Annotated in this window: 11 protein-coding genes; 6 read left to right on the forward strand and 5 right to left on the reverse strand. The window is 70.8% G+C overall.

Translation table 11 applies throughout. The features are described 5' to 3' along the window. Nucleotides 1-27: 27 nt before the first annotated feature. Entirely contained in the window at nucleotides 28-1,533 is a 1,506-nt protein-coding gene (locus Ae505Ps2_RS00380; protein ID WP_158071525.1) for a sugar transferase, read from the forward strand. A gap of 22 nt (nucleotides 1,534-1,555) precedes the next feature. Here Ae505Ps2_RS00380 and Ae505Ps2_RS00385 read toward each other — a convergent pair whose 3' ends face one another. The 4 genes from Ae505Ps2_RS00385 to Ae505Ps2_RS00400 all read right to left on the reverse strand — a co-directional run bounded on the left by Ae505Ps2_RS00385 (nucleotide 1,556) and on the right by Ae505Ps2_RS00400 (nucleotide 4,597). Further along, nucleotides 1,556-2,032: a hypothetical protein gene (locus Ae505Ps2_RS00385; protein ID WP_075310741.1), complete on the reverse strand. Its 477-nt coding sequence runs from the start codon at nucleotides 2,030-2,032 to the stop codon at nucleotides 1,556-1,558. Between the two features lie 82 nt (nucleotides 2,033-2,114). Then, nucleotides 2,115-3,398: an NAD(P)-dependent oxidoreductase gene (locus Ae505Ps2_RS00390; RefSeq protein ID WP_075310738.1), complete on the reverse strand. Its 1,284-nt coding sequence runs from the start codon at nucleotides 3,396-3,398 to the stop codon at nucleotides 2,115-2,117. Next, nucleotides 3,398-3,970 (reverse strand): dTDP-4-dehydrorhamnose 3,5-epimerase, encoded by a 573-nt coding sequence (gene rfbC / locus Ae505Ps2_RS00395; RefSeq protein ID WP_020628444.1) that lies wholly within the window; start codon nucleotides 3,968-3,970, stop codon nucleotides 3,398-3,400. Before rfbC ends, Ae505Ps2_RS00390 begins: the two co-directional genes overlap by 1 nt. Nucleotides 3,971-4,027: 57 nt before the next feature. Then, a complete protein-coding gene (locus tag Ae505Ps2_RS00400) occupies nucleotides 4,028-4,597 on the reverse strand; it encodes a DUF4232 domain-containing protein (RefSeq protein ID WP_020628445.1) in 570 nt (189 codons plus the stop codon). A gap of 125 nt (nucleotides 4,598-4,722) precedes the next feature. On the opposite strand from Ae505Ps2_RS00400, the gene Ae505Ps2_RS00405 reads away from it, so the two are divergent. Beyond that, on the forward strand, nucleotides 4,723-5,865 hold the full coding sequence (locus Ae505Ps2_RS00405) for an acyltransferase (RefSeq protein WP_075553318.1): 1,143 nt from the start codon (nucleotides 4,723-4,725) through the stop codon (nucleotides 5,863-5,865). A 22-nt stretch (nucleotides 5,866-5,887) separates the two neighbouring features. Here Ae505Ps2_RS00405 and Ae505Ps2_RS00410 read toward each other — a convergent pair whose 3' ends face one another. Further along, nucleotides 5,888-7,213, reverse strand: a complete 1,326-nt coding sequence (locus tag Ae505Ps2_RS00410; RefSeq protein WP_075310732.1) for an HNH endonuclease signature motif containing protein — start codon at nucleotides 7,211-7,213, stop codon at nucleotides 5,888-5,890. A 209-nt stretch (nucleotides 7,214-7,422) separates the two neighbouring features. On the opposite strand from Ae505Ps2_RS00410, the gene Ae505Ps2_RS00415 reads away from it, so the two are divergent. The 4 genes from Ae505Ps2_RS00415 to Ae505Ps2_RS00430 all read left to right on the forward strand — a co-directional run. Beyond that, the gene (locus Ae505Ps2_RS00415; protein ID WP_075553319.1) at nucleotides 7,423-8,247 is read left to right on the forward strand and encodes a transposase family protein; all 825 of its coding nucleotides are present in this window, start codon (nucleotides 7,423-7,425) and stop codon (nucleotides 8,245-8,247) included. Between the two features lie 466 nt (nucleotides 8,248-8,713). Next, entirely contained in the window at nucleotides 8,714-9,256 is a 543-nt protein-coding gene (locus Ae505Ps2_RS00420) for a hypothetical protein (RefSeq protein ID WP_212567597.1), read from the forward strand. Continuing rightward, nucleotides 9,253-9,507 carry a hypothetical protein gene (locus Ae505Ps2_RS00425; RefSeq protein WP_075313262.1) on the forward strand — a complete coding sequence of 85 codons (255 nt, stop codon included), beginning with the start codon at nucleotides 9,253-9,255 and terminating at the stop codon, nucleotides 9,505-9,507. Before Ae505Ps2_RS00420 ends, Ae505Ps2_RS00425 begins: the two co-directional genes overlap by 4 nt. Before the next feature lie 699 nt (nucleotides 9,508-10,206). Next, the coding region (locus Ae505Ps2_RS00430; protein WP_139320222.1) for an IS701 family transposase at nucleotides 10,207-10,775 on the forward strand (569 nt) is incomplete at its 3' end.

Below are 10,775 nucleotides of genomic sequence, written 5' to 3' on the forward strand. Positions count from 1 at the left end.
GAGCACCTTCCGAAGGGCCGGCCGGCCATGAGCTCCGGATCGATGCAGACCCGTCGACCCGGGAGCGCCACGCCCCGCACCCACCACCGGCTCGTGGACCGGCGGCCGGTCCGGGCCGCGGGCCCCGCCGGACGGGCCGGGTCCGGGGCGCGGGCCGACTCCTCTGCCGCGCCGGCGCCGGTGCGCAGGCTGTCCGCGCGGGTCAGCCTCGTCCGGTCGGCGCTGGTGCTGACCGACGTGGTGGCCGTCGGGATCGCCGTACTCGTGGTCGCGCCGACCGGCGGCAGCGGAGTCGTCGCCGCGTCCGTGCTGCTGCTGGGGGTGCGCTCGGCGGCCCGCCTGCACCGTTCCCGGCTGCGGCTGTCCTGGTTCGACGACCTGCCCCGTGAGCTGGCCGCCCTCGTCGTGACGATGGGCCTCCTGCTGGCCGGGGCGATGGCCGTGCAGCAGAGGCTGGACACCCGCATCGACGTAGCCGGACCGGTCCGGGTCGTGCTGCTGGCCACCCTGCTCGCCCTGGTCCTGCGCGCCGTGGTGCTGTCCGCCGCCCGACTGCTCCGGGTCCGATGGACCGTCGGCGAGCCCACGCTGATCGTCGGCACCGGGACGCGGGCGGTGGAGCTCGACGAGACCATGCGGGCGCACCCCGAGTACGGCCTGCGCCCGCTCGGTCACGTCCTGTCCGAGGACCTCGACCTCCTGGTGGAGCGCGAGCGGGCGGCGCTGGCGGCCCGGATCCGGGCCGCCACCGAGCAGCACCGGGTGCGCGTCGTCGTGTTCGCCTGTCACACCGTCGACGACGCGGCCGTCCTCGACGCGGCGATCGAGGCCCGTCGCGACGGGCTCGACGTCCTGCTCCTCCCCTGGCTCTCGGAGCTGGTGCACGACCACTCCGGCGTCGAACGGCTGCGCAGCATCCCGCTGCTCCGGCTGCCCGCGGACCCCATGAACCGGCTCTCCTGGCGGCTCAAGCGCCTCGCCGACATCGTGGTGTCCGCATCGGGGCTGGTGCTGACCTCGCCACTGCTGCTTGCGATCACGGTCGCGGTGCTCGTCGAGAGCGGGCGGCCGGTCATCTTCCGCCAGGAACGCATCGGGCTGGGCAACAAGCCCTTCACCGTCCTCAAGTTCCGCAGCATGCGGCCGGTCGACGAGCGCGAGCAGCAGACACAGTGGTCCATCGCGAGCGACTCCCGGGTCGGCCCGGTCGGCAGGTTCATCCGCCGCACCTCGTTCGACGAGCTGCCCCAGCTCTGGAACATCCTGCGCGGCGACATGAGCCTGGTCGGTCCGCGCCCGGAGCGGCCGTCGTTCGTGGAGCGCTTCGCCACCGAGCACGAGCGCTACACCGCCCGCCACCGCGTCCCGGTCGGACTCACCGGGCTCGCCCAGATCTCCGGGCTGCGCGGTGACACCTCGATCGCCGACCGGGTCCGGCACGACAACTACTACATCGCGAACTGGTCGCTGTGGCTCGACGCCCAGATCGTCGTGCGCACCGTGCGGGAGCTGGTCCGACGCGGCCAACACTGAGCGGTGGCCGGGAACCGGCGGCTCAGAGCGGCAGGTACCCCGAGAGCACGACGGCCACGGCGACCGCGGCGGTGAGCACGACCAGGACCGCGGCGACCCTCGTCCGGCGGCGCACGGTCGTGGGCCCCGGCGACGTGGCGGATCCCGGGTCCGGCCACACCGGCTCGCCCGTCCGGCGGGCGGCCGGCCACGGGGCGACGCCGTCGTGCTCCCGGCGCGCGGCCGCGGTCAGCGCCGCGGCCCGGTCGGCCGTGGCGGGGTCGACTCCCCCGTCCCCGGCCAGCGCGGCGAGCAGCGCGCGGGTCGCGGCCTCGTCGTCGGGCAGGATCCGCCCGCGGGCGATGCCGCGGACCCGCGCCACCGGGGTCCGCAGCCTGCGCGCGATGTCGCGCTCGGACCGGCAGCCGTTCCGGTCGTGGACGGCGCCGAGCAGGTCCAGGAGCTCGCGGTGCGGGCCGTGCTCGGGCCAGGACGTCCGGTCGAAGCGGCGCAACGGCACCCGTCGCCTCCTCACGCAGGATGATCGTTCGATCACCTGTCGCATTCGGGCGGGCCGGCGTTACGCAAAACTGATGAGTCGCTCAGGCGAAGAGCTTCTCCTGCTCCTCGCGCAGCACGTCGACGAGCCTGCCCGGGGGCAGGGTCACGTCGTCGTAGGTGAGCACGGCGTCCTTGGCGACGTCGCGGGTGAGCGTGCACCCCTCCGCCACACCCATCGGGAGCAGCCGCTCCGACCGCGTGACCGGGGAGGCCTCGGCGACGCCGTAGGTGTCGTAGCCGCCCAGCCCGTCGAGGGTGTGCCCGGCCCGCAGGTTCTGCTTGGCGGTGGCGACGACGTCGACCCGCTGCCCGGCGGGCGGGCTCAGCGCGGCGTCGGCGAAGTCCACGGCCCGCACGATCGTGTTCGGGACCTCGAAGTGGCACAGGTGGTAGGGCGTGTAGAAGCTGTACAGCGGGCCCTCGCCGAGCTTGTACAGGTTCAGGTAGTGACGCTGCTTCGGGTCGTCGTGGGTGCCGAGCACGTAGATGCCGGGGCCCGGCTTGGCGCCGACCACGTAGTCCACGACCCCGCCGAGCTCGCGCAGCTCGTCGACGTCGTAGGCCTGCGTCAGCTCGTCGACGTGCCCGGCGTGGTCGCGCCCGTACATCCCGCGCTTCCCGACGGTGAAGCCGAACGCGTTGGCCACGATCGCCTGCTCGAACGACACCTTGGTGCCGTCGGCGAAGCTGGTGACCATGTAGGGGTCCTGTCCCCACTTCTCGGCGAACGCCTGCTGCGTGGTGGGGGTGCGGTACTCGTCCTGCAGGCCCTTGATGTTGCCGGCGACGAGCGGGGTGACCCCGATGCCCTTCACGAAGCGCAGCAGGTTGGCCTGGACGCCGGGCTGGTCGCCGTCGGCGCCGGTCAGGACGACCCCGGCGGCGCGGGCGCGGTGCGCGAGCAGCGGGCCGACGGTGCCGTCGAGCTCGGCGTTCATCGTGACGACGGGCAGCCCGCGCTCGATGGCGGCGACGGTGACCCGCGCGCCGAACTCCACCGCGCCGGTGACGTCGACGAGCACGTCGATGTTCTCCGCCGCGAGCAGCGCGAACGCGTCGCCCAGCACCGCCGGGACGCCCTTCGCGATCATCGCCTCGACCTGCGCGGTGCTCGACACCTCGACCGGCTCCAGCCCGGCCTCGGTGTAGGCACGCACCCCGGTGGCGACGCTGCGGTTGGCGATCGCGACGACGTCCATCCCGGGGGTGGAGTTCACGATCTGGTTGACCAGGCCGCGGCCCATGAACCCGGCACCGACCAGGCCGACCCGGATCGGTCGGTTCTCGGCGGCGCGCTTCGCGAGCGCGGTGTCGAGGATCAGCATCAGCGGCCCGCCGCCCCGGTGGCGACCGACGGGAAGTCGGCGTTGTCGGCCAGCAGGGGCCAGTTCGCGTCCTTGTCCGAGACGTGGTCGACCGAGTGCGGCCACGCGACGTCGAGCGCCGGGTCGTTCCAGCGCAGGCCGCGCTCCGCACCGGGGGTGTAGGGCGTCGAGACCTGGTAGATCGTCGTCGCGTCCGGGGTGAGGGTGAGGTAGGCGTGCGCGAAGTTCCGCGGCACGTACATCGCCCGGTAGTTGTCCTGGGACAGCTCGGCGCCGAACCACTGCAGATAGGTGTCGGAGTCGGGGCGCAGGTCCACGATCACGTCGTAGATTGCGCCGCGGACGCAGCGGATGACCTTGACCTCGGCGTTGGGCTCCAGCTGGTAGTGGAAGCCGCGCAGGGTGCCCGCCTCGTGGTTGTACGAGAGGTTGCACTGGGTGATCGTCGGGTCGAGCCCGGCGTCGGTGAACTCCTGCTCGCAGAAGGAACGCGCGAAGAAGCCACGGTCGTCCTCGAGTCGCCTCAGGTCGATGAGAGCCGATCCGGGGAGCGGGGTCGGATGGATGTCCATGCCCCTCTTGTACGTCACGACCGTGGCTTCGTTAACCGCAGGGTGGCGACGCCCCGGTCACACCGAGCCGGGCGCCACCGGGTGGATGTAGGTGCCGGGGCGGGTCGCGCCGTCCTGGCGGAGCACCGGACCCTGGTCCCACCTCAGCGTCGTCGACGTGGTCTCGTCCGGCGCGGTCACGACGATCTCGGTCGGCGTCCAGCTGCCCCCGGGCAGCCAGGTGATGACGGTGTGCGCGGTGCCGCCCGGCTTCACGACGAGCGTGGTCGGCTCCTCCGCCGCGCGCGGCAGCGAGTAGGACGGCCCCCACTGCGGGTCGTCCGGTCCGCGCAGGTCGACGCCGCCGAAGCCGGTCATGGTGCAGGGCGCGGCCGAGGTGTTGCGCCAGACGATGGTCGTGTCCTTCTGGTCGTTGCCGAGGGTGGTGCCGACCGACGCCTCGAGGCTCTGGCTGGTGCAGCGGGCGACCTGGCCGGCTTCCCCGGTGGGCTGCTGCGCCGCGGTGGTGGGCGGGGACGACAGCGCCGCCGGCGCCTGGTTCGCCGGCTCGGCCGCGCCGCCGCACCCGGCGACGAGCAGGCCGGCCGACAGCAGTCCGATCAGCAGTGGTGCGCGGTGAGTGGTCATGCGCGACACCGTTCTCCGGTTCGTCCGATCACGCTGGGCCGCGGCGGCAGAACCACCCGGCCGTGACGACGACCTGTGACCCGCGTCGCCGGTAACGATCACCGGCCGTCGCCGAGGCCATTCCCGTGATCGTTGCCCCGTCCCGTGTGCCGGCCCTCGACGGCCTGCGCGGCGTCGCCTCCCTGGTCGTCGTGGTGAACCGCTGCCTGATGACCGACCCGACGCTGGCCGCGGTGGCGGCCGGAACGGGCCACGCGGCACCGGGAACGCTCGCCTGGTGGCTGGCCTACACCCCACTGCACCTGGTGTGGGCGGGCACCGAGGCGGTGCTGCTGTTCTTCGTGCTGAGCGGCTTCGTGCTCACCGGATCGGCGACCCGGGACGGGTTCGGGTGGGGCTCCTACTACGCACAGCGGCTGCCCCGCCTGTACCTGCCGGTGTGGGCAGCGCTGCTGTTCGCGGCGGGCTCGGCCGCCGTGGTCGCACGTGGTGTGCCGACCGGCGGGAGCTGGTGGGTCGACGCGCACACCGCCCCGGACCTGCCGGGCGCGCTGCGCGACGCGGTGCTGCTGGGCGGCACCGGTTTCCTGGACAACCCGCTGTGGTCGCTGACCTGGGAGGTGTGGTTCTCCCTGGCCCTGCCGGCGTACGTGCTGCTGGGTGTGGCGAGCCGCCGGCGGCCGTGGTTGGTGGTCCCGTCGGCGGCCGGGCTGCTGGCGGCCATGATCGCCGGGTCGGTGTTCGACGCCGACGCCCTGCGCTACCTGCCCGTGTTCGGCTTCGGCGTGCTGCTGGCCGTGCACCGCGAGCGGGTCGTGCAGGCCGCCGCACGACTCGGTGCGGTGTGGCCGTGGCTGGTCGTGGTGGCGCTGCTGCTGCTTGCCTCCTACTGGGTCGCGCGGGTCTCGCCGGACGTGCCCGGGATCGTGGTGTCCGGGGCCCGGGCGCTGCAGATCGTGGGTGCGCTGCTGCTGGTGGTCGCGGCGCTGTGCCGGCCTCCGGTTCTCCGCGTCCTGGAGCGGCCGTGGGTGCAGTGGCTGGGCAGCCGGTCGTTCAGCCTGTACCTGACCCACGACGCCGTGGTGATCTCGACGGTGCTGTTGTTCGGCGGCCGGCCGCCGGTGTGGCTGACGATGCTGGTCGCCGTGCCGGTCGCGTTGGTCGTGGCAGAGGTGTTCTTCCGGGTCGCGGAGCGCCCGGCGCACCGGCTGGCCCGCAGGATCGGTCGTCGTGTCGAGGGAGCGGCGCAGGTCCGGCCGGTGGCCTGACCCGGCACACCGGCCCGGGCGATCACGACACCGGCCCGCGGCCGGCACCGGCGCCGACGAGATCCTCGATCGGCACGGGTGGGTCGTCGCCGTGCGCGCAATGATCGTCGCCGCCGAGCAGGTCGGGACGGTGCAGGAGGTTGCGGTGGGGGCCGCCCGGTATCCAGGGCGGCGGGTGGAAAACCGGGAACCCGCTGGTGACCAGCACCAACCAGTCCCCCGTGTGGATCATGCGGTGGTGGTGCGGGCACAGCAGCACCAGATTGTCCAGGTCGGTGGCTCCGCCCGAGGCCCAGTGCACGACGTGGTGGGCCACGCACCACTGCGGTGGGGCCTCGCAGCCGGGGAAGACGCACCCGCCGTCGCGTTGGGCCAGGGCCCGGCGCTGCGCCCGGGTCGCGAGCCGGTGCTCGCGCCCGACCGCCAACGGCTCCCCCGTGCCCGCGAGCACGACCGGCACCACCTTCGCGTCGCAGGCCAGCCGCAGCGCGTCCTGCGCAGGGACCGGCGCCGCCAGTCCGCCCGCACCGAACCCGAGCAGCGCCGCCCCGGTGGCCGTGGTCAGGGTCTCCAGCGGCACGGTCACGGTGAGCGCGACCGGCTGCCCGTTCTCGATCCCGAGTCCGTCGGTCGCGAGCATGCGGCGGGCCAGTTCGGCCAGCCCGTCGCCCATGCGCTCGGCCGTCGATCGCTCGTCGCGCCCCGCTCCGGCCGGCCCGTCGGCAGGGGCCGGAGCGGACAGCGGCGACAGGGCGGTACGCAGCAGCGCCGCGGACTCGATGTCCAGCCAGCCCCGCGCCTCGAACCCCGCACCCTGCGGGCGCAGCGTGAGCCGGTTGCGCGACGGCGTGGGCTCCTGGGGACGGGGCCCGTCCGGGTCGAGCATCGCGATCGCGCGCCGGCCCAGCTTCTCCACCGCGTCGGGGTCCAAGCCGCGGGCGTGGTGGACCAGGTCGGCCTCCAGCGCAGGCCGATGTTCGTCGAGGTGCGGCGGGAGCGCAGCCAGCACCCGGACGATCACGCGGACGTGCTCGGGCGTCACCGCGCCCTCGGCGAACGCAGCGGCCAGTTCGGGGAGCTCGGCGTCGACCTGCTCGCCGGTGATCAGGAACAGCGGCGAGAGCTTCCGGGCGGCGTCGACGCGGGCGCGCGCGGTCGACAGCGACACGTTCTGCACCGTACGCAGCAGGTCCGCGGTGTGGCGGAAGCCCCGTGCCTCGGCCAGGCCCCGGGTCGCGACCTCCGCGACCAGCGCCACCAGGGCGTGGGACTCGCGGTTGATCCGCTCCTGGACGGCCGCGACCGCGAGGAGGAGCTCCTCGTCGCCGGTCTGCCAGGTTCCGTCCACGCACTCCACTCTACTCGAACTAATGTTCGACTCATGGCGTCTGAGCTGGGCGGCAGACTGGTGGAGACGAGCGGTCACTGAGGTGTTCTCAGTAGCGGGGTGGCAGGTCGTGGCGACACGCCGAGGGTGGTGAGATGAGCGGGAACGGGGCAGGACCCCGGTAGATCGGTTCGGTCCAGCACAGATCGACACCGTCACCGAGGTCCTGCATGTCTGATCCTGTCACCTACACCGCTGTCCTCCCGATCGGGGAGCGCACCGTGGCCTATCTGGCGCGGCTCCTGGTCCTTCAACGCCGTCGACGTGGCACCCGGCGGCGGGCGTTGACCCCGTTCGCCCAGGCAGTGCTGGTGATCCGCTGGTTCTGTGATGCTACCCGGGTCCGATGTTCGGCCGGTGACAACGCGATCAGCACTGCAACGGCCTACCGTTACCTGCACGAAGGCATCGACGTCCTCGCCGCGGCCGCACCCGGCCTGCACGGAGCCCTGCTCGCCGCCCGCACAGCCGGGCACACCCACGTGAATCTCGACGGCACCCTGATCGCCACCGACCGGTGCCGCGCGCTCGGCCTCACCCCCGGGGTCGACCTGTGGTGGTCGGGCAAGCACCGCCGCCACGGCGGGAACATCCAGGTCCTCACCGCACCTGATGGATGGCCGCTATGGACCAGCGACGTGCGGCCGGGCCGCGAGCACGACACCCGCTGCGCCCGTACCCACCCCGGGCTGCTCGAGGGCCTGGCCGCGTTCACCGACGACACCCACGCCGCGCTGGGCGACCTCGGCTACGAAGGCGAAGCCGACCGGCTCACCGTGCCCATCAAACTCGCCCCCGGCCGCGGGCAGACGGTCAACCAGCGCACCGTCAACACCCTGCACTCAGCCCTTCGTGCTCTGGCCGAACGCGGAAACGCCCTGCTCAAGACCACCTTCGCCGCGTTGCGGCGAGTCACGCTATGTCCCTGGCGCACCGGCGCGATCACCGCAGCTGCGCTCGTACTACTCCACACCGAGTACGACCGCACGACATGATCAACCCGCTACTGAGAACACCTCATTAATGGCCCCGGATTTGTTCGGATTCATGTAGATCATCTTCGGGGGTTCAAGCTGGGGTTTCGGCGGCCCGTGGCGGTCTCGGGAGCGTCAGGAGGCGGTGTCGGCGCGGCTCGCTGAAGGGCCGAGAGCGGCTTTGATGTGGCTTTGAAGCGGCTGGAAGCGCCTGTGAAGCGGTGTTGATCCGGTTCTGGGGCACCCAGTTAGGAGGCGTGGAGCGCTTTGGGAGGTACGGCACGAAGTCCGGTTCTGGTGAGGTGTTTTTCTGGTTTGGGTGGATTGCCGTGTTAGGTGGATGTTTCACGTTTTCACGTTTCGAGTACCGGGTGTGGTCACATGATTGCGCCTGGTAGTGGTTCTTGACCGGTGGGGGGGGGCGTGTTCGGATGCGCTCGTGAGTGCAAAGAGGTTTGCGTGCCGCGGTATCAGCGTGGTGTTGGTCGTGGCTGTTTCGATGGGTTCGGCTACGGGGATTGCTTCGGCTGGATCCCCGGCAGTAATGGCAAGCACTCCCACTTCGGTCGAGGCTGAGGGTTTGAAGCGTGCGGAGTTTGCAGTTGAGGGTGAATCGCTAAGTCCGGATGAAGTCCGGCGCGTCACCGAAGAGGTCCGGTATTTATTCTCCGTCGTGCTCGTGAACGAAAATGGTCTCTGGCGGGTCAATCCAGCTTTCGTGCACGATAAGGACTTCCGTGAGCTGGGTCGGGTGGCGAATGCACTCAATGAGCCAATTGATTACCACGCATTTAATTCTCCTAAGTATCGCCAATGTGTGCTCAACGCGGTAGGACTAGGCGCCTTTACTGCGAGTGCCGCCGGTGGTGGATCGCAGCTCGGCTATCTCATGGCCGCTAAGAAGTGGACCGAAGTTGCCTGGGTTCTGGCTCGCTTGGTCGGGGTGAATGCATTGAAGGGCGGCGTCGTCGGTACAGCAGCCGCTCTGGCGGGAGCAGGGGCGTGGTGTGCAACGCCGTGGGCGTCATGAAGCTGTATCGGATTTTCAGAACACCGGTCGCCGCTCGAGATGCTGCTGATTTCGTTCTCGAACATCTTCGAGAACGAGGTGCGGTCGACTACTTCTCAGAGGAGAGATTCAAGCCCGTCATTGAGCTGGCTCGACATGGGGCATGGAGTGAAGCAGCAAAAGAGTATCGGAGTATCACGGGGGCGGGAATTAAGGATAGTGTGATCGCGGCCGAGATTGCTCGACGGATCGTCGAATTCGATAAGCGCTGATGAAGATTTACCGTCCGGTCGGAGGTTGTGCAGCGATCAGAAGGTCGTGAACGAGTATGCGACTCGGTCGCAGGCAAGCCGACTCGGGCCACAGCCCGCCCTTGGGACCGGCGTGGCCTGTGACCGCTTGCCAGCACATCGCCCCTTCTTTTGCGCCACCCACTTAGCCGGGCTATGTCTATAACTTGCTCCGCCGTCGGCGGCCGCGGAGTGGTCCGCGGGCTCGCCGCGCGGACACCGTCGGCGGCCGCGCGGGCCGGCCCGACAGTCATCGGTGGATGCATAGGTGCATGGCGGTTGAAAGGAGTAGGAGTCAGAGGGAAGGGCCTGATGCGAACAGGTGGGCACGGCGGCAAGCGGCCGGACTGAGATGGCTACGGATGGAGCTGAGACGGCGCGTGACGGACAGACGGGGCGCGAGGGGCAACAGATGGACAGATGGGCGCCGGCGCGGTGACAGCGGAGCCGTGAGGGCGACGCAGGCCCTTGCTGCTCGCCCGCGGCGCTGGCCCGTCGTGGCAAGCGCTGCCGCACCGCGAAGCGCCGCGTCCGGATCGGTGATCTCGGAGCCGGACGGGTCAGCTCACTGCTCTCGTTTGTTCATCAAACGGGATATAGCCTTCGGTCCCGTCTAGTACTGCAACGGCAGTTCGGCGTGTGGTGAGAGGCTGACGGCCGTTCGGCGGTGATGATCACCGCGTGGTTGATCTTGCCGGGTGGGTGGCCTCGTTGGACGCGGTGGTGGAGCTGATCTCTGGCCGTTTCCGCAGGGTCGAGCCGCGCCGGCGGGTCGGAACCTACCTGCGAGGCCTGCTCGCGGGGCTCGAGCGGAAGAACGGCTGGACCCTCGCCGAACACGCCGGGGCGATGTCGCCGGACGGGATGCAGCGGCTGCTGCGCACCGCGGACTGGGACGTCGACGGGGTCCGCGACGACCTGCGCGGCTACGTCCTGCAACATCTCACCGACACCGCGTCGGGGGTGTTCATCGTGGACGAGACCGGGTTCATCAAGAAGGGCCTGCGTTCGGCCGGGGTGCAGCGCCAGTACACCGGCACCAGCGGGAAGATCGACAACTGTCAGCTCGGTGTGTTCCTGGCCTACGCCTCGAAGCGGGGGCGGGCGTTGATCGACCGGGAGCTCTACCTGCCGACCTCGTGGACCGAGGACCGCGAACGCTGCGAGCGCGCGGATGTCCCCGATGACGTCGAGTTCGCCACGAAACCGCAGCTGGGGACGGCGATGCTGGCCCGCACGTACGCCGCTGG

Source organism: Pseudonocardia sp. Ae505_Ps2, assembly GCF_001932425.1.
In the GTDB taxonomy this organism is placed as follows: Bacteria; Actinomycetota; Actinomycetes; order Mycobacteriales; family Pseudonocardiaceae; genus Pseudonocardia.